The sequence below is a fragment of the Gilliamella sp. ESL1225 genome (assembly GCF_058502635.1).
In genome coordinates this window covers 390946-411212 of sequence record NZ_CP196358.1, presented here as the reverse complement: position 1 = coordinate 411212, position 20267 = coordinate 390946, and the positions used below count along the sequence as shown (strand labels likewise).

13 protein-coding genes, 4 tRNA genes and 3 rRNA genes are annotated in these 20267 nt (G+C 37.8%); 7 read left to right on the top strand and 13 right to left on the bottom strand.

The features are described from left to right. Positions 1 to 25 precede the first annotated feature (25 nt). The 3 genes from znuC (at position 26) to ACSYSW_RS01715 (ending at position 3240) form a co-directional block, all read left to right on the top strand. The gene (gene znuC / locus ACSYSW_RS01725) at positions 26 to 808 is read left to right on the top strand and encodes a zinc ABC transporter ATP-binding protein ZnuC (RefSeq protein ID WP_491704989.1); all 783 of its coding nucleotides are present in this window, start codon (positions 26 to 28) and stop codon (positions 806 to 808) included. Continuing rightward, positions 801 to 1595, top strand: a complete 795-nt coding sequence (gene znuB, locus ACSYSW_RS01720) for a zinc ABC transporter permease subunit ZnuB (protein ID WP_491704990.1) — start codon at positions 801 to 803, stop codon at positions 1593 to 1595. The genes znuC and znuB overlap by 8 nt, the downstream gene beginning before the upstream one ends. 121 nt (positions 1596 to 1716) lie before the next feature. Then, positions 1717 to 3240 carry a YifB family Mg chelatase-like AAA ATPase gene (locus tag ACSYSW_RS01715; RefSeq protein ID WP_491704991.1) on the top strand — a complete coding sequence of 508 codons (1524 nt, stop codon included), beginning with the start codon at positions 1717 to 1719 and terminating at the stop codon, positions 3238 to 3240. Positions 3241 to 3244: 4 nt separating this feature from the next. Here the strand turns inward: ACSYSW_RS01715 and ACSYSW_RS01710 are convergent, their stop codons facing one another. The 9 genes from ACSYSW_RS01710 to murI all read right to left on the bottom strand — a co-directional run bounded on the left by ACSYSW_RS01710 (position 3245) and on the right by murI (position 10226). Continuing rightward, complete coding sequence (locus tag ACSYSW_RS01710; RefSeq protein ID WP_491704992.1) at positions 3245 to 3583, bottom strand: MaoP family protein; 339 nt, start codon at positions 3581 to 3583, stop codon at positions 3245 to 3247. A gap of 136 nt (positions 3584 to 3719) precedes the next feature. Further along, positions 3720 to 3795: transfer RNA gene (locus ACSYSW_RS01705), tRNA-Trp, on the bottom strand. Positions 3796 to 3803: 8 nt separating this feature from the next. Further along, positions 3804 to 3880, bottom strand: a tRNA-Asp gene (locus ACSYSW_RS01700). A gap of 62 nt (positions 3881 to 3942) precedes the next feature. Then, positions 3943 to 4058 (bottom strand): 5S ribosomal RNA (gene rrf, locus ACSYSW_RS01695). Between the two features lie 92 nt (positions 4059 to 4150). Continuing rightward, positions 4151 to 7045, bottom strand: a 23S ribosomal RNA gene (locus ACSYSW_RS01690). Positions 7046 to 7235: 190 nt separating this feature from the next. Beyond that, positions 7236 to 7311: transfer RNA gene (locus tag ACSYSW_RS01685), tRNA-Ala, on the bottom strand. 35 nt (positions 7312 to 7346) lie between these two features. Beyond that, positions 7347 to 7423, bottom strand: a tRNA-Ile gene (locus tag ACSYSW_RS01680). A 57-nt stretch (positions 7424 to 7480) separates the two neighbouring features. Beyond that, a 16S ribosomal RNA gene (locus ACSYSW_RS01675) occupies positions 7481 to 9022 on the bottom strand. The 16S, 23S and 5S rRNA genes sit together here with 4 tRNA genes alongside, the layout of an rRNA operon. 382 nt (positions 9023 to 9404) lie before the next feature. Next, positions 9405 to 10226 (bottom strand): glutamate racemase, encoded by an 822-nt coding sequence (gene murI / locus ACSYSW_RS01670; RefSeq protein ID WP_491704993.1) that lies wholly within the window; start codon positions 10224 to 10226, stop codon positions 9405 to 9407. Between the two features lie 257 nt (positions 10227 to 10483). Between murI and metK the strand changes: the two genes are divergently transcribed. From metK to ACSYSW_RS01650, 4 genes are all read left to right on the top strand, one after another. After that, entirely contained in the window at positions 10484 to 11635 is a 1152-nt protein-coding gene (gene metK, locus ACSYSW_RS01665) for a methionine adenosyltransferase (RefSeq protein ID WP_491704994.1), read from the top strand. Then, a complete protein-coding gene (locus ACSYSW_RS01660) occupies positions 11619 to 12122 on the top strand; it encodes a SprT family zinc-dependent metalloprotease (protein WP_491704995.1) in 504 nt (167 codons plus the stop codon). Before metK ends, ACSYSW_RS01660 begins: the two co-directional genes overlap by 17 nt. 252 nt (positions 12123 to 12374) lie before the next feature. Then, positions 12375 to 12743: a hypothetical protein gene (locus ACSYSW_RS01655; protein WP_491704996.1), complete on the top strand. Its 369-nt coding sequence runs from the start codon at positions 12375 to 12377 to the stop codon at positions 12741 to 12743. Then, a complete protein-coding gene (locus tag ACSYSW_RS01650) occupies positions 12743 to 13585 on the top strand; it encodes a 23S rRNA (adenine(2030)-N(6))-methyltransferase RlmJ (protein ID WP_491704997.1) in 843 nt (280 codons plus the stop codon). Before ACSYSW_RS01655 ends, ACSYSW_RS01650 begins: the two co-directional genes overlap by 1 nt. Positions 13586 to 13631: 46 nt before the next feature. On the opposite strand, the gene ACSYSW_RS01645 is transcribed toward ACSYSW_RS01650, so the two are convergent. From ACSYSW_RS01645 to fabF, 4 genes are all read right to left on the bottom strand, one after another. Continuing rightward, positions 13632 to 14003, bottom strand: coding sequence for a diacylglycerol kinase (locus ACSYSW_RS01645; protein ID WP_491704998.1), 372 nt, complete (start codon positions 14001 to 14003; stop codon positions 13632 to 13634). Positions 14004 to 14021: 18 nt separating this feature from the next. Continuing rightward, complete coding sequence (gene accA / locus ACSYSW_RS01640; protein WP_491704999.1) at positions 14022 to 14981, bottom strand: acetyl-CoA carboxylase carboxyl transferase subunit alpha; 960 nt, start codon at positions 14979 to 14981, stop codon at positions 14022 to 14024. Positions 14982 to 15252: 271 nt separating this feature from the next. Next, positions 15253 to 18732, bottom strand: a complete 3480-nt coding sequence (gene dnaE / locus ACSYSW_RS01635) for a DNA polymerase III subunit alpha (protein ID WP_491705000.1) — start codon at positions 18730 to 18732, stop codon at positions 15253 to 15255. Positions 18733 to 18926: 194 nt separating this feature from the next. Further along, a complete protein-coding gene (gene fabF, locus ACSYSW_RS01630) occupies positions 18927 to 20171 on the bottom strand; it encodes a beta-ketoacyl-ACP synthase II (RefSeq protein WP_491705001.1) in 1245 nt (414 codons plus the stop codon). Between the last annotated feature and the right edge of the window lie 96 nt (positions 20172 to 20267).

Below are 20267 nucleotides of genomic sequence, written 5' to 3'. Positions count from 1 at the left end.
CTTTCATATTCAAGGTGCAAGTTCAATGCCTCCATTAATCTCATTAAATAATATTTCTGTAGAATTAAATCATCAGAAAATATTATATAATATATCAGTCAAAATAAATGCTAATGAAATCATAACATTACTTGGTCCAAATGGTGCAGGGAAGTCAACATTAGTTAAAGTTATCCTAGGATTACAAGCTCCATCATCGGGTACTATTGATAGAGAGCCCAATTTGACTATTGGCTATGTTCCTCAAGCTATTAATTTAAATCCCGCATTACCTATTACAGTAAAACGTTTTATTCAATTAAATAAACACATAAATAATAAAGATATTTTAACAATCCTAGATTCGGTTAGAGCTAAACATTTGATAAATAAACCTATGCAGCAATTATCTGGTGGTGAATTACAACGTATATTATTAGTTCAAGCTCTCGCTAAACGCCCTAAATTATTGATTTTAGATGAACCAACGCAAGGAGTAGATATAAATGGACAAGTATTACTCTATGATTTAATAGCCGAGGCAAAAGCAGAATTTCAATGTGGTGTATTTATGGTTTCTCATGATTTACATTTAGTCATGGCAAAAACTGATGAAGTTATTTGTTTAAATCATCATATCTGTTGTTCCGGAACCCCGGCAAAAGTTTCAAATGATCCGGCCTTTATTTCGCTTTTTGGAGAAAAAGGTGCAAAACAAATAGCTGTTTATCAACATCACCATAATCATCAACATGATTCTATTAAAAATAACCCGATAAAACGGCATATTTCTTTGCCTAATTTCGGTAAAGGTGAAAATAATGATTGAATTACTTCTTCCTTCTTTACTAGCTGGGCTATGCTTAACTCTTATTTCTGGCCCATTAGGTACCTTTGTTGTTTGGCGCCGAATGTCTTATTTTGGTGACACCTTATCACATGCTGCTTTATTAGGCGTCGCTTTTGGATTTTTATTTCATATTAATCTATTTTATGCAGTGATCTTTGTTACACTAATTTTAGCCATTGGTCTAATTTGGTTAGAATCACAAAAACAGCTTCCCATCGATACACTACTAGGCATCTTAGCACATAGCGCTCTTTCACTAGGTTTGGTTGTCATTAGTTTAATGAAAGATGTACGTATTGATTTAATGGGATATTTATTTGGAGATTTATTATCGGTTTCATTTGGAGATGTTATCCATATTTTAATTTGCATTTTATTCGTCGGTATTATTTTGATATGGCGTTGGAATGATTTTTTATTTATTACTGTTAATGAAGCACTTGCTTTTAGTAATGGTGTAAATATTAAACTGACTAAACTTTTACTGACCTTAATATTAGCATTGACTATAGGAATTTCAATGAAATTTGTCGGAGCTCTTATTATAACCTCTCTTTTAATTATCCCTGCAGCAACCGCCAAATTTTATGCTAAATCGCCTGAAATGATGGCAATTCTAGCTATTTTGATAGGAATGATTTCAATTGTATTAGGTTTACTATTTTCAGGATTTTATGATACACCAACAGGACCTTCTGTTGTCTTAAGTAATACATTATTATTTTTTATTACATTATTTATTAATAAAATGAAATTAAACCACTAGTTTAATTTTTGTAACAGATTAATTAATATTGAGATCTTAATCTCAATATTAATTTTTTTTAGTCAATCGTTTAAAATTTGCTTTATCTTATTCTTATCTCTCATTTATTCAAAAATAAATTATGTCACTTGCTATTGTTTATACTCGTGCTTCTATTGGCATTCAAGCACCACAAATCAATGTAGAAGTTCATATTAGTAATGGAATGCCTAGTTTTGTACTTGTAGGTTTACCAGAAGCTACTGTGAAAGAAGCCAAAGATCGTGTCAGAAGTGCTATTTTAAATAGTGGTTTTACTTTTCCAGCCAAAAGAATAACTGTAAATCTTTCTCCAGCAGATTTACCTAAAGAAGGCAGTCGCTTTGATTTACCTATTGCCATTGCTATTTTAGCTGCTACAGAACAAATTCCTACAGATAACCTTCTATACTATGAATTTTTAGGAGAATTAGCTCTCTCTGGAGAAATTCGATCGGTTAAAGGTGCTATTCCTGCTTCGATCGCATCCCAAAAAAAGAATAGAACATTAATTATATCAATTGATAACCAATCTGAGATTTCTTTAATACACCAAACCAATACATTAATCACAAAAAATTTATTGGAATTGTGTCAATATCTTCATAATGAAATTAAACTAGAAAAGATTGAATTTAGAGAATTTCACGATGTAGATGATGAGTTAACAGATCTTGATGATATCATCGGGCAGGAACATGCAAAAAGAGCATTAGAAATTGCTGCTGCAGGAGGACATAATCTTTTATTGATAGGACCGCCAGGTACAGGAAAAACAATGTTAGCTACCCGATTAACTACATTATTACCTGTATTAAACGATGAAGAATCATTAGAAACGGCATCGATTACAAGCCTAGTTAATCATACAGGCTCTATAAAAAATTGGCGTAAAAGACCATTTAGAGCTCCTCATCATAGTGCTTCGAGTGCAGCCTTAGTTGGAGGCGGTACTATCCCAAAACCAGGAGAAATATCATTAGCTCATAATGGAGTATTATTTCTAGATGAATTACCAGAATTTAATCGAAAAGTCTTAGATGCGTTACGAGAGCCTATTGAATCAGGTGAAATTATTATATCTAGAGCGAATGCTAAAATACGTTTTCCTGCTAAATTCCAACTTATTGCAGCAATGAATCCTAGCCCAACAGGGCATTACCAAGGTACACATAATAGAACCTCACCTCAACAAGTCATTCGTTATTTAAATAGGCTCTCCGGTCCCTTTTTAGATAGATTTGATATTTCTATAGAAGTCCCTTTATTACCAAAAGGCGCATTAAGCCAAAAAAATAAAAAAGCCGAATCCACCAAAAATGTAAAATTGAGGATAGCACAAACTAGATTAATACAATTTGAACGTGCGAATAAATTAAATAGTCAATTAAATGCAAATGAAATTCAGCTATATTGTAATTTATCGACGGAAGATAATGAATATTTAGAACAAGCTTTAATTAAATTGGGTTTATCCGCCCGTGCATGGCACCGTATATTAAAAGTGTCTAGAACTATTGCTGATCTTGAACAAGCAAAAAAAATAGAACGAAAACACATCGCTGAAGCGTTAAGTTATCGTTCTATGGATAGGTTACTTATTAATTTACATAAAAATATCGGATAATAGCCTATTCGTCATTATCAATAAAATCATCGTTAATATCGACTTGTGGTTTACCGCCCGACAAAGTATGAAAACGTTTAGGTTTATTAATCCGTGATAAATATTTTATCCACACTTTTTCACTATCTGTTGTTGGTTCACATTTACCTTTACACACAGCTACAAATGCTTTTTCTTCACTAGTAACGGGTTCACGTGTTTCATTATCAAGTTCTTTGAAAGCAATTCCATGCTTTTCCAAAAGCTGAGATTCTTTAATGGTAAAATCACCATGACGAGAAAAACCTCTAGGATAATTTTTATTATCAAAAAAACGTTGTTGACTTAAAAAACTTTCAGACATTTTATATCCTCTATATGGTGAAAAGTATTTCGGCAAAATTATAATTAAGACAATAAATCTGTAAACATTTTTTTTTGATTTTTAGGTTTTGATGCAACTGACTGGCTAAATTTAATGCGGAAAGTGATATTTTATGTGGCAGGGGCGGAGAGGCTCGAACTCCCAACACCCGGTTTTGGAGACCGGTGCTCTACCAATTGAACTACGCCCCTAAATAAGGTGGCGGAACGGACGGGGCTCGAACCCGCGACCCCCTGCGTGACAGGCAGGTATTCTAACCAACTGAACTACCGCTCCACCGTATTTAGTGTGTATATACTATCTTATTATATGTCAATAATATAAATTTAAAATAAAAAGTCTGGCGGCTCCCTACTCTCACATGGGTAATACCCACACTACCATCGGCACTACGGCGTTTCACTTCTGAGTTCGGCATGGGGTCAGGTGGGACCACCGCGCTCTTACCGCCAGACATATCCTGTCTCTCTTCTTCAACTAACTCTCGCTAGCTTCTCATTAGGCTCAAGCTAAATTCTTCTCGCGCTCCAAACAACTCCGAGTTGTAAGGTTAAGACTCTCGGTTCATTAGTATCAGTTAGCTCAATGTATCACTACACTTACACACCTGACCTATCTACGTCTTAGTCTTAAACGGACCTTACTAATTCTCATTAGGGAAAACTCATCTCAAGGCTAGTTTCGTACTTAGATGCTTTCAGCACTTATCTATTCCGCACGTAGCTACCGGGCAATGCAATTGGCATCACAACCCGAACACCAGCGGTGCGTTCACTTCGGTCCTCTCGTACTAGAAGCAAACCCTCTCAATTTTCCTACGCCCATGGCAGATAGGGACCGAACTGTCTCACGACGTTCTAAACCCAGCTCGCGTACCACTTTAAACGGCGAACAGCCGTACCCTTGGGACCTACTTCAGCCCCAGGATGTGATGAGCCGACATCGAGGTGCCAAACTCCGCCGTCGATATGAACTCTTGGGCGGAATCAGCCTGTTATCCCCGGAGTACCTTTTATCCGTTGAGCGATGGCCCTTCCATTCAGTGCCACCGGATCACTATGACCTACTTTCGTATCTGCTCGAGCCGTCACTCTCGCAGTCAAGCTAGCTTTTGCCATTGCACTAACCTCCTGATGTCCGACCAGGATTAGCTAACCTTCGTGCTCCTCCGTTACTCTTTGGGAGGAGACCGCCCCAGTCAAACTACCCACCAGACAGTGTCCCTTACCTCGATTCAGAAGTATAGGTTAGAGCATCAAACATTAAAGGGTGGTATTTCAAGGTCGGCTCCATACATACTGGCGTACATACTTCTATGCCTCCCACCTATCCTACACATTAAGGCTCAATGCTCACTGTCAAGCTATAGTAAAGGTTCACGGGGTCTTTCCGTCTTGCCACGGGTACACCGCATCTTCACGGCAATTTCAATTTCACTGAGTCTCGGGTGGAGACAGCCTGGCCATCATTACGCCATTCGTGCAGGTCGGAACTTACCCGACAAGGAATTTCGCTACCTTAGGACCGTTATAGTTACGGCCGCCGTTTACTGGGGCTTCGATCAAGAGCTTCTCCTCGCGGATAACCCCATCAATTAACCTTCCAGCACCGGGCAGGCGTCACACCCTATACGTCCACTTTCGTGTTTGCAGAGTGCTGTGTTTTTATTAAACAGTTGCAGCCAGCTGGTATCTTCGACTGATTTCACCTACGTCCGCATGGGATTTCAATTAATATCAGCGTGCCTTCTCCCGAAGTTACGGCACCATTTTGCCTAGTTCCTTCACCCGAGTTCTCTCAAGCGCCTTAGTATTCTCTACCTGACCACCTGTGTCGGTTTCGGGTACGATTGTCTATAACCTAGAGCTTAGAGGCTTTTCCTGGAAGCAGGGCATCAATTACTTCAGTGCCTTAGCACCTCGTCATCACACCTCAGCGTTTCAGTGACCGGATTTGCCTAATCACTCGCCTACATGCTTAACCCACCATCCAATAGGTGGTAAACCTAGCCTTCTTCGTCCCCCCTTCGCAGTTATACACAGTACGGGAATATTAACCCGTTTCCCATCAGATACGCCTCTCAGCCTCTCCTTAGGGGTCGACTCACCCTGCCCCGATTAACGTTGGACAGGAACCCTTGGTCTTCCGGCGAGCGGGCCTTTCACCCGCTTTATCGTTACTTATGTCAGCATTCGCACTTCTGATACCTCCAGCATGCCTCACAACACACCTTCTACGGCTTACAGAACGCTCCCCTACCCAACAACATTTCTGTCGCTGCCGCAGCTTCGGTGCATAGTTTTAGCCCCGTTACATCTTCCGCGCAGGCCGACTCGACTAGTGAGCTATTACGCTTTCTTTAAATGATGGCTGCTTCTAAGCCAACATCCTAGCTGTCTAAGCCTTCCCACTTCGTTTCCCACTTAACTATGACTTTGGGACCTTAGCTGGCGGTCTGGGTTGTTTCCCTCTTCACGACGAACGTTAGCACCCGCCGTGTGTCTCCCATGATTAAACTTGTCAGTATTCGGAGTTTGCATCGGGTTGGTAAGTCGGGATGACCCCCTAGCCGAAACAGTGCTCTACCCCCAACAGTTACTCATGAGGCGCTACCTAAATAGCTTTCGGGGAGAACCAGCTATCTCCCGGTTTGATTGGCCTTTCACCCCCAGCCACAGGTCATCCGCTAATTTTTCAACATTAGTCGGTTCGGTCCTCCAGTTAGTGTTAACCAACCTTCAACCTGCCCATGGCTAGATCACCGGGTTTCGGGTCTATACCCTGCAACTATTCGCACAGTTAATACTCGGTTTCCCTTCGGCTCCCCTATTCGGTTAACCTTGCTACAGAATATAAGTCGCTGACCCATTATACAAAAGGTACGCAGTCACATAACCTTAATTATGCTCCCACTGATTGTACGTACACGGTTTCAGGGTCTATTTCACTCCCCTCCCGGGGTTCTTTTCGCCTTTCCCTCACGGTACTGGTTCACTATCGGTCAATCAGGAGTATTTAGCCTTGGAGGATGGTCCCCCCTTCTTCAAACAGGATTTCTCGTGTCCCGCTCTACTCTTCAAGCTTCCACTTAAAGTACTTTCGTGTACGGGACTTTCACCCTCTTTCGTGCGACTTTCCAGACGCTTCCACTAATACCTTAAGCTACCCGCTTTGGGCTGACCCCCTTTCGCTCGCCGCTACTCGGGGGATCTCGGTTGATTTCTTTTCCTCGGGGTACTTAGATGTTTCAGTTCTCCCGGTTCGCCTTGTCTAACTATTTATTCATTAGACAATAATGTAGTCTCCTACATTGGGTTTCCCCATTCGGACATCGACGGCTCAACGCACTTTATCAGCTCACCGTCGCTTTTCGCAGATTAACACGTCCTTCTTCGCCTCTGATTGCCTAGGCATCCACCGTGTACGCTTAATTTCTTAACCTTACAACTCGCAGTTGTCTCAGTTACGCTTTCTTCTCTTCTTATCATACTTTAGGCTCTCACCTAACATATCATAAGCCGAGAACTCGTTTCTTTCAGCTTGTTCCTAATTTTTAAAGAGCTTTATCTCACTATTAACCCCTATACCATATAGACATTAATACTCAGATAATATTCAAAGAAGCATTCAATGGTGGAGCTAAGCGGGATCGAACCGCTGGCCTCCTGCGTGCAAGGCAGGCGCTCTCCCAGCTGAGCTATAGCCCCATACTCACTTTACTGATGTTCACCATAAGTGATTATGGTGGGTCTGAGTGGACTTGAACCACCGACCTCACCCTTATCAGGGGTGCGCTCTAACCACCTGAGCTACAGACCCAATAAAGTGTGCTTCTTCTTCAACAAACAATCTGTGTGAACACTTGCAAGGTCTTCGTAAGGAGGTGATCCAACCGCAGGTTCCCCTACGGTTACCTTGTTACGACTTCACCCCAGTCATGAATCACACCGTGGTAAACGCCCTCCCGAAGGTTAAGCTATCTACTTCTGGTGCAACCCACTCCCATGGTGTGACGGGCGGTGTGTACAAGGCCCGGGAACGTATTCACCGTGACATTCTGATTCACGATTACTAGCGATTCCGACTTCATGGAGTCGAGTTGCAGACTCCAATCCGGACTTAGACGTACTTTATGAGGTCCGCTTGCTCTCGCGAGGTCGCTTCCCTTTGTATACGCCATTGTAGCACGTGTGTAGCCCTGGTCGTAAGGGCCATGATGACTTGACGTCGTCCCCACCTTCCTCCGCTTTATCAACGGCAGTCTCCTTTGAGTTCCCACCTCTACGTGCTGGCAACAAAGGATAAGGGTTGCGCTCGTTGCGGGACTTAACCCAACATTTCACAACACGAGCTGACGACAGCCATGCAGCACCTGTCTCACAGTTCCCGAAGGCACTCTCACATCTCTGCAAGATTCTGTGGATGTCAAGACCAGGTAAGGTTCTTCGCGTTGCATCGAATTAAACCACATGCTCCACCGCTTGTGCGGGCCCCCGTCAATTCATTTGAGTTTTAACCTTGCGGCCGTACTCCCCAGGCGGTCGATTTATCGCGTTAGCTTCGGAGCCCATCACTCTAGGCAACAAACTCCAAATCGACATCGTTTACAGCGTGGACTACCAGGGTATCTAATCCTGTTTGCTCCCCACGCTTTCGCATCTCAGCGTCAGTATCTGTCCAGAAGGCCGCCTTCGCCACCGGTATTCCTCCACATCTCTACGCATTTCACCGCTACACGTGGAATTCTACCTTCCTCTACAATACTCTAGTTAACCAGTTTTAAATGCTATTCCTAGGTTGAGCCCAGGGCTTTCACACCTAACTTAATTATCCGCCTACATGCCCTTTACGCCCAGTCATTCCGATTAACGCTCGCACCCTCCGTATTACCGCGGCTGCTGGCACGGAGTTAGCCGGTGCTTCTTCTGTGAGTAACGTCAATAATTTACACTATTCATGTAATTACTTCCTCCTCACCGAAAGTGCTTTACAACCCGAAGGCCTTCTTCACACACGCGGCATGGCTGCATCAGGGTTCCCCCCATTGTGCAATATTCCCCACTGCTGCCTCCCGTAGGAGTCTGGACCGTGTCTCAGTTCCAGTGTGGCTGGTCATCCTCTCAGACCAGCTAGAGATCGTCGCCTTGGTAAGCCTTTACCCTACCAACTAGCTAATCCCATATGGGCTCATCAAATGGCGAGTGGTCTTGCGATCCCACCCTTTGGTCTCTCAACTTTATGCGGTATTAGCAGTCGTTTCCAACTGTTGTCCCCCTCCATTCGGCAAATTCCCATACATTACTCACCCGTCCGCCACTCGTCAGCTGTAAAGCAAGCTCTACACTGTTACCGTTCGACTTGCATGTGTTAAGCCTGCCGCCAGCGTTCAATCTGAGCCATGATCAAACTCTTCAATTTAAAGTTTGATGCTCAATAACTGTCTCCGCTTCTTTCTTCAACTTTCGTCAAATGAATCTCGAGTTCACTTATTAAGACTTCTTAATTCTCGCCTCTCGGCTTTATTCTTCTGCCTTACAAGTGCCCACACAGATTGTCTGTTTCTTAATTTTTAAAGAGCTGACAGCTTTGCCTTTCGCTTTTCGCTTTTCTGTCTCAAGGGCTGCGTATACTACGCTACCTTTCTTAATCTGTCAAATAATTTTTTTAATTATTTTTCAGCTTCCTACTCACTCCGCCGGCTCTCATTCTCCACTGCGTTGTCAGTGGTGCGCATTATAGGCAATTCTCCTTTTTTTTCAACCCTATTTCTTGATTTATTTTTCAGTTGCACGCACTTTAATCACTTAGACACCTTAACTAATTGATATTCCATAAGATTTAATTTTTCTAATTTAGGGATTAAATTTTCTACATAACGATCATTTAGTGTACTTAGAACTATATTGGGTTTTTTAAATTGTGCTATTTCATTTAAATTATCTGATTCCCGAAGTACATTATATACACGCTCTGCTATTGCCATTCCTGAATCAATGAATGTTACATTCGGAAATAAAATTTTTAACTCTTCTTTCAAAAAAGGATAATGTGTACAACCTAATACTATTGTATCAATTTGATTTGGAAAACAGAGCCATGGCTCTAATAAAAGTTTTAAATTTTGAATATCAATTATTTCGCCCTGAAGTTTCTTTTCTGCGATTAATGCCAATTCGGAAATACCTAATAGTTTTACTTCGCAATCACTTGCAAATCTTTCAATTAAATTCGCAGTATATGCCCTTTTAATTGTTGCTTTAGTTGCTAGAAGACCAATACATTTATTTTGCGAGATTTGACTGGCAGGTTTTATCGCAGGTACAACACCAACAATAGGAAAAGTAAATTTAGCACGTAAACTAGGTAAACAAATAGTACTTGCTGTATTACAGGCAATAACCGCTAAACTTATATTATATTGCTGCGCGATCTTATCGATAACTTTGTTAACCCTGTTAATTAGCCAATCAGCCTCTTTATCACCATAAGGAAACATTTCATTGTCAAAAGCATAAAGATAATGAAGGTTAGGTATCTTTTTTTGTATTTCCTCATAAATAGATAAGCCTCCAATACCTGAATCAAAAATTAAAATAGATGGAGTATCACTTGCAGTTGACATATTAGTTTTATTAGCAGATTAAATATCAAATAAAAATTATCTGATAAATTGTTAAAAATCGTTAACTATCCTAAATCGAATAATAATTTATGCAAGTATTTTTAACTTTATTATTTTTATCTTTTTTATTTAAACTAAAACTAGATTTTTAGTTTTTAAATTATTAAACTAGCCGTCTAGATGGTAAAACTGCTAAAATTTTATTACTATAAAGGTTTCTTTATTACTAAGTTTCATTACTACTAAGAAGGTATATCATGTCAGAATTTTTATTTACTTCAGAATCCGTTTCAGAAGGCCATCCCGATAAAATTGCCGATCAAATTTCAGATGCTGTACTTGATGCCATATTAGAACAAGACCCAAAAGCACGTGTTGCTTGTGAGACTTATGTAAAAACTGGTATGGCACTGGTTGGTGGGGAAATTACGTCTTCTGCTTGGGTTGATATTGAAGAATTAACACGTAAAGTTATCCGTGATATTGGTTATACTAGCTCAGATATGGGATTTGATGCTAATTCATGTGCAGTGCTTAATGTGATTGGTAAACAATCTCCCAATATTAGTCAAGGTGTTGATAGGCAAGATCCTTTAGCACAAGGTGCCGGAGATCAGGGAATTATGTTCGGTTATGCAACCAATGAAATGCCGAACCTAATGCCTGCTGCAATTAGTTATGCGCATGATTTAATGCGTCGGCAGGCCGAAGTTCGTAAAAATGGTACTTTGCCTTGGTTAAGACCTGATGCCAAAAGTCAAGTTACCTTAATTTATGAGAATAATGAAATTAAAGGGGTTGATGCTATAGTTTTATCAACACAACATTCCGAAGACATTGATCAGAAAGCATTACATGAAGCCGTTATGGAAGAAATAATTAAACCGATCATTCCTACTCAGTGGTTAACCGAAAGAACCAAATATTTTATTAATCCAACGGGGCTTTTTGTAATTGGTGGCCCAATGGGAGATTGTGGTTTAACGGGTCGTAAAATCATTGTTGATACGTATGGTGGAGCGGCTCATCATGGTGGTGGCGCATTTTCTGGTAAAGATCCCTCTAAAGTAGACCGTTCAGCAGCTTATGCAGCAAGATATGTTGCGAAAAATATTGTTGCAGCAGGATTAGCAGATAGATGTGAGATTCAGATCTCTTATGCTATTGGGGTCGCCGATCCAACTTCTATATATGTTAATACTTTTGGCACAGAGAAGGTTTCACTAGATAAAATTATAGCATTGATTAAAGAATTTTTTGATTTAAGACCATATGGATTAATCAATATGCTTAATCTTATTCAACCGATTTATCAGCAAACAGCAACTTATGGTCATTTTGGTCGCGATATTTTCCCATGGGAAAAAACTGATAAAGCAGATCTTTTACGCGATGCCGCAGGTCTATAAATCAATCCCTTCTTCTTTACATGAAAAAGTATTAGCTTGCTTAAGAAAACACTTAATGCAAGCTAATCGTTTACTAAAAACACAATTTAACGAACCTGTTATTATTTATCGAAATAAAGGTACTATAGCCGGAAGTGCTTTTTTGACTCGCTGGGAAATTCAATTAAATTCCACTTTATTGCTTGAGAATGGTCAAATTTTTATTGACGAAGTTGTGCCTCATGAACTAGCACATTTGATTACTTTTAATTATTTTGGGCGCGTAAAACCTCATGGTAAAGAATGGCAACATATTATGCTTAATATCTTTCAAGTTTTACCAAAAAGGACTCACAATTTTGCTATTACGCGCAATGAGTTTATATACTATTGTCAATGCCAACAGCATCAATTAAGTAAAATTAGACATAATAAAATTCTTCATAATCGGCAACAATATTTATGTACTAAATGTGGTACACTACTTAGGCGTAAACAATCATATTAAGATAGTAGAATGCCTAATTTCGACTTCCATTTTTATAAAAGTTCTATATTACTTATTTTATTAGCAATATTTTTTTATTTTGGGGGCAATTATTTATTTCCCCTTTATCAAGGTTTAACCGTTACTATAATCGAACATTTACAATCCTTATTTTTGTTATGTATGTGTTTTTATACCTATTGTTATGCGAAAAAAGTTAAACAAGATCCTATTCTTTATAAATTTTGGATTTGGACCATTTTTTGGTGGATTATGCTTTTAGGAAGAGGGATAAGCTGGGGACGAGACTTTTTTCCAGATGTCCCTCGATTTTATTATAAAATAATCGCCACAATTATTATCTCCCCGCCATTTTTAGGTTTTTTATTTCCTAGTATTCGGCAAGGTATACTAAAATATTTAAAAAATGGAAGGATCCCATTTTGGCATGTCATGTTTGCTTTTGTTTTTTTTGGTCTCGCGGATGTTGCAGAGCATAAAAGGTGGGGATATGAGATTTTAGTTTCAACAAAATCACATCAAGATATTATTGAAGAATTAATGGAGTTTCCGTGCATTTTTAGCATTGCTTTAGTAACTTGTTATATGCAGCGAAACGAACAAAGAAGGTTACATAATTAATGTTAAGCTATCGTCACAGTTATCATGCAGGTAATCACGCAGATGTATTAAAACATATCGTTTTATCGCTTTGCATTGAATCCCTTAAAGAAAAAGATAAATCTTTTTTATATTTAGATACTCATTCGGGCGCTGGTCGGTATTTATTAATGGGTGAACATGCCGAAAAAACCGGAGAATATTTATCAGGTATTAATTTAATTTGGCAACAAAAACAATACCCGAAAATTTTAGATCCCTATATATCAGTTATAAAACGATATAATCCATTTGATACAATTAAATATTATCCTGGTTCACCATTAATCGCCAAACAAATGCTTAGGCCACAAGATAAAATAAATCTAACTGAACTTCATTCAACCGATTATCCATTATTAAGACAAGAATTTAGCAAAGATAAACGCACCAAAGTATTAAGGGAAGATGGCTTTGCACAATTAAAATCTAAATTACCACCAGAAAGTAGACGCGGTGTGATTCTCATCGATCCCTCTTACGAAATAAAAGAGGATTATCAAAAAATTCCTCTTGCTATAGCTGAAGCTTATAAACGTTTTGCAACAGGAATATATTTGATTTGGTATCCTGTTGTTTCACGCACTCAAACACAGCGATTAATCGATAATATTGTTAATTTAGGTATAAAACGAATTTCACAATATGAATTAGCACTGAAACCTGACAATAATCAAAAAGGGATGACAGCTTCAGGTATGATTGTAATTAATCCGCCTTGGAAATTAGAAGCGCAAATGCAAACAGTTATGCCATGGATACACGATATTTTAGATACTAATAAAACAGGTAATTTTATAATTAAACAATTAGCATCAGAATAAGCTATATAAAAAGGTAAAAGGCGAATGAATACATCCGCCTTTTATTTTATTTAGAGAAAAAATGACAAGCAAAAATATAAATCCACAATACTAATGTTAATAAAAGAGATAAAAATACCGCCGCCGATCCATAGTCTTTAGCGCGTCCAGATAATTCATGCCTTTCATCACTAATACGATCGACTACACATTCAATGGCACTATTTAGTAACTCCACTATCATTACTACACCAATAGATCCAATTAATAAAATACGTTCATAAATCGTAAAATTAATGCAGAAAACAATAACACACGCACATATCAATATTATCAATTCTTGACGAAATGCAATCTCATTTTTAATAGCAGATTTAAATCCTTGAATTGAATATTTCACTGCATTAATGATTCTCTGTAAACCTTTAGCTTTACTCATCAGAACTCCAATATTAATTTAACGAACATATCCGTAATTCATTAACCGCTCAAATCGTCTATTTAATAGCGCTGAAGAATCTAATTCTTCCAGTTCATTAAGATCCTTAAGAAGTTGTTTTTTAAGAGATGCAGAAACAGCTTCGTAATCACGATGTGCGCCACCCAAAGGTTCAGGTATCACTGAATCAATAAGCTTTAATTTCAATAATTTATCAGCAGTCATATTCATAGCTTCAGCTGCTACTGGTGCTTTATCAGCACTTTTCCATAAAATAGATGCACACCCTTCAGGTGAAATAACAGAATAAGTACTGTATTGGAACATATTCACTTTATCAGAAACACCGATTGCTAATGCTCCGCCCGATCCACCTTCACCAATAACTGTACAGATTGTCGGTACTTTTAAACGTGACATTTCACGTAAATTACGTGCTATTGCTTCAGCTTGTCCTCGTTCTTCAGCACCAATTCCAGGATAAGCACCAGGCGTATCAATAAAAGTTATAATCGGCAAATTAAAACGTTCCGCAAGCTGCATCAAACGTAAGGCTTTACGATACCCTTCTGGAGCTGGCATACCAAAATTACGATATATTTTCTGCTTCGTTTCACGACCTTTTTGATGACCGATTACCATGACAGGTCGACCATCTAATCGAGCTATACCACCAATAATTGCTTTATCATCTGCATAAGCTCTATCGCCAGCAAGTTCATTAAAGTCAGTAAAAATTTCATTGATATAATCCAGAGTATAAGGTCGATTTGGATGACGGGCTAATTGCGCAATGTTCCAAGGAGTTAAATTTGCAAAAATTTTTTTAGTTAATTCTCGGCTTTTACGATTAAGCTGTTTAATTTCATCATCAAGATTAATATCTAATTTAACTTCTTGAGAATCCATATTCTTTAAGGAATTAATTTTTGCTTCTAATTCCGCAATCGGCTTTTCAAATTCCAAAAAATTGTTCATAACGATTATGATTGCCTCTTCTTTTATTTTGTATTTCTTAAAATACTTTTCTAAAAACGTTAATGCTTAAAGATGTATTAAGTTTCATTTATCAAATGATGAATATTATTCTTCATCTATTTGACTTTAAAGTTTTTGATTTTCTATAAATATTTTTTTACTAAAATTAATATCAGATGAATCTTTATTTCAATATCACTCGTTAAATTCAAGAAAAAATTGCCACAATTCTACTATGTAATGCTAATTGAAGTCATCAACATTTAATAAACTAATCGAATTCAAATTCAATTCTATCATTGCCGAGTAATGTTTTTATATCAATAATAAGATTATCGTCAGGTATGATCCGCCACCTCGTACCAAATATTATCTTAACAACTGCATTTTCTCGATGGTAATAAAGATGAACAGGTACCGAGCCATGTTGATAAGGTTCAATAATTTTCTGAAGTTTTTTTAACATAATAAGATTAGTTTCATTTTCTTTTAACGATATAGAAATACCTTTAATATATTTACTACGTGCATCCTTTAAATCAATGATGTCACGAGCTGATATTTTAAAACCACCATTAAAATCATCGGGACTAACTTGTCCTGTGACAATAACAATTTTATCTTTTACTAATAAATGTCCAAATTTATCTAATAAATCACCAAACAATATTCCTTCAATACGTCCAGAGCGATCATCGAGAGTAAATAAACCAATTTTATTACCTTTTTTAGTGAGTTTAATTTTCGCCTCACTAATAATACCAGCAAACGTTGCCATTTTTCCCCAACCAGTCGCTGTAGCTTCAGAAATACGTAAGCCACCTGAGTAACGATTTAATTCTTTTAAATATTGCGATACTGGATGACCACTTAAATATAATCCTAACGCTTCTCTTTCTCCATCTAGAATAACTTGTTCGGGTAATTCTGGAACAGCTGCATACGCATGTTCAACTTGTTCTGGCGCTTGTGCTAATACACCAAACATATCTTCTTGCCCAAGATTAACATCCTTTGCATGCTGCTCAGCAGCTTGCATAGCATCATTTATACTATTTAGAATAGCAGCTCGATGTGGTCCAAGTTTATCAAAAGCGCCCGCCATCGTTAATTTTTCTAACATGCGACGATTTAATTTTTTCATATCCGTACGAGCACATAATTCAAAGATATTTTTGAAATACCCCCCCCCGTTTCTTGCTTCGACAATCGCTTCAATAGGTCCTTCGCCGACGCCTTTTATCGCGCCAATCCCATAAACGATTTCGCCTTTATCATTAACATGAAAATGATATAAACCACTATTTATATCTGGAGGGTTAATCGTTAAACCCATACGAAAACATTCATCAACCAAACTGACTATTTTATCGGTATTATCCATATCAGAGGTCATTACTGCTGCCATGAATTCAGCAGGATAATGCGTTTTTAACCAAAGTGTTTGATAAGAAACAAGCGCATAAGCAGCTGAATGTGATTTATTAAATCCATAACCAGCAAATTTTTCCACTAAATCAAAAATAGGCATCGATAATTCTGCTTGAATACCTAGCTTTTCTGCCCCTTCTCTAAAAACAGAACGCTGTTTTGCCATTTCTTCAGGTTTTTTCTTACCCATAGCGCGTCTTAATAAATCAGCGCCACCTAAAGTATAACCGGCTAAAGTTTGTGCAATTTGCATCACTTGTTCTTGATACAAAATAATGCCATAAGTGGGCTCTAAAATGGGTTTTAATGATTCATGTTGATAACGAATGTCTGGATAGGAAACTTCTTCATTTCCGTGTTTTCTATCAATAAAATTATCGACCATTCCGGATTGTAAAGGTCCTGGTCGAAATAACGCAACTAGGGCAATCATATCTTCAAAACAGTCAGGTTTAAGACGACGAATAAGATCTTTCATTCCTCGAGATTCTAATTGGAAAACCGCTGTTGTTTCCGCCTTTAATAATAAAGCAAAAGATTCTTTATCATCCAATGGGATATGATTGATATCTAACAATTCTAGTCCTTCATTGCTTCGGCGTTGATTTATCATTTTCATCGCCCAATCGATAATTGTTAGTGTTCTTAATCCCAAGAAATCGAATTTAACTAAACCTGCATATTCAACATCATTTTTATCAAACTGAGTTACTGGAAAATTACCTTCTGAATCACAATATATGGGAGAAAAATCTGTTATTTTTGTTGGTGAGATAACGACACCACCCGCATGTTTTCCTGCATTTCGAGTGACGCCTTCTAATTGCCTTGCAATATCAATTAACGATTTAACTTCTTCATTATTTTTATATAACTCAGGTAATTGAGGCTCCATTTCAAATGCTTTATCAAGCGTCATACCTATATCAAAAGGAATTAATTTAGCAATGCGATCAACAAATCCATAAGGGTGACCTAAAACCCGTCCTACATCTCGAATAACAGCTTTCGCTGCCATCGTACCAAAAGTAATAATTTGTGAAACTGCCTCTCGTCCATACATTTCAGCGACATGGTCAATAACCAGATCGCGTTTTTCCATACAGAAATCGACATCAAAATCTGGCATAGAAACACGTTCTGGATTAAGAAATCGTTCAAAGAGTAAATCAAATGCAAGTGGATCTAAATCTGTAATTTTTAATGCATAGGCAACTAGCGAACCTGCCCCAGATCCTCGACCTGGTCCAACAGGAATATCATTTTCTTTTGACCACTGAATAAATTCCATCACAATTAAAAAATAACCAGGAAATCCCATTTGATTGATAACATTTAATTCAATGTCTAAACGTTCATCATATTCATGTCGTTTTTGTTGTCTAATTTCTGACTCTGGAAATAAAAAAGCCAGTCTTTCTTCAAGTCCTGCTTTAGCTTTATAAACGAGAAAATCTTCAGTCGTTAAATTACCTGTTGGAAATTTCGGTAAAAAATATTCCCCTAAACGTATAGTCACATTACAACGTTTTGCTATTTCAACACTGTTTTCTAACGCTTCAGGAATGTCTGAAAATAATTCACACATTTCTTGTTCAGAACGGAGATATTGCTGCGCAGAATAATTTTTAGGACGATTTGGATCATCTAGGGTGTTACCATCATGGATGGCGACTCGTACTTCGTGTGCGTCAAAATCAGATGCTTTTAAAAAGCGGACATCATTAGTTGCAACAACAGGTAAATCATATTTTTCAGCTAAATTTATCGCACTTTGAATAAAAAGCTCTTCATTCGTTCGAGCAGTTCGTACTAATTCTAAATAAAAATGATTTGGAAAATTCTCTTTATAAAAATTGATAGCATTATTAACGACTAATTGATTATCACGAATGATACCAACTCCAATATCACTCTCTTTACCTGCTAAAATAATAATTCCGTTTTTATGTTCAATAAGCCATTTTTGATCGATCATTGGAAAATTACCAATATAACCACGTTGATAAGCTCTCGAAATTAATAAGGTTAAATTCTGATAACCTTCATTATTGGCAGCTAAAATGGTTAAATTATAGTTATCATCGAAAAGATCTGAACTTCGAACCTTTAAATCAGCCCCTATAATTGGTTTTATTCCATTAGCCATTGCTGAACCATAAAATTTTACAAGCCCACATAAATTTGTAAAATCAGTTATCGCAAAAGCCGGCATAGCTAGTCGATTAAATTCTTTAACCAGGGTATTGACTTTGGCAACACCATCAATCATTGAAAAATCACTATGCAAATGCAAATGAATAAACTTAGGATCAGACATAATCACTCAAAAATTTAAGATAAAAAGATGGGCAAAATTATAACACAAGCTATTTGAATATTCTTATTTCAACAAATAGTTAAAAAATCCTTACGATGAAAAAAGATATATAGCAATATGTTATCGTTAATAGATGATTACCCGTTATTATTTAATGATAACAACGGGTAGTTAACTGATAATGTATTATTAAATTATAACTTCTTAAATAATAATGAACCGTTAGTGCCGCCAAACCCAAATGAATTACATAAAGCATATTCTAAGTTTTTAACTTGACGAGCAGTATGAGGTACATAATCGAGATCACATCCTTCATCAGGATTATCAAGATTAATTGTAGGCGGTATAGCCTGATCGCGTAATGCAAGCACTGTAAAAATTGATTCAACCGCGCCAGCAGCACCAAGTAAATGGCCTATCATAGATTTAGTTGAACTTACCATCACTTTATTAGCATTTTCTTTAAAAATACTCTTTACGGCTTGCGTTTCAGCTCTATCCCCTGCAGGCGTAGATGTACCATGGGCATTGATATAACCTATTTGTTCAGTAGTAATACCTGCATCACGAATTGCGCATTTCATCGCTAAAGCCGCCCCGCTACCATCTGCTGGTGGAGAAGTCATATGATATGCATCACCACTCATGCCAAAACCAACAATTTCGGCGTAAATTTTTGCACCACGTTTTTTTGCATGTTCATATTCTTCTAAGAACATGATACCAGCGCCATCACCTAAAACAAATCCATCGCGATCCTTATCCCACGGTCTACTTGCCGCTTTTGGATTATCATTATTAGTTGATAGAGCCCTTGCTGCACCAAAACCGCCAATACCAAGTGGTGTACTTGCCTTTTCGCCACCACCAGCTAACATCGCATCGGCATCACCATAGGCTATCATTCTAGCAGCATGCCCAATGTTATGAACACCAGATGAACAAGCTGTCGCAATAGTAATACTTGGCCCTTTTAATCCATAAATGATGGATAAATGGCCTGCTATCATATTGACTATTGTTGATGGAACAAAGAAAGGACTAATCTTACGTGGTCCACCATGGATTAATGCACTATGATTTTCTTCAATTAAACCAAGTCCACCAATACCAGAACCTATTGCACAACCGATGCGCTCTGCATTTTCGTCAGTAATTTCGATACCAGAATCCTGTATCGCTTGCATGCCAGCGGCAATACCGTATTGGATAAAATAATCCATTTTACGGGCTTCTTTGCGTGAAATATTATAATCTTCGCCATTAAAACCTTTAACCATGGCTGCGAAGCGTGTTGCGAATGGGGTTGTATCAAAGTGTTCAATGAGCTCAACACCACTTTGACCTGCTAATAATGCCTGCCATGTGGATTCAACTGTATTGCCAACTGGAGATATCATACCCATTCCAGTAATAACAACTCTGCGTTTAGACACGTTGTCCTCCTGAAAAGGATTGAAACATAATACAAAAAAACATCAATTTAATGGTCTAATTTTTATAAAATTTATTCATGCTTATAAAATAAAAGC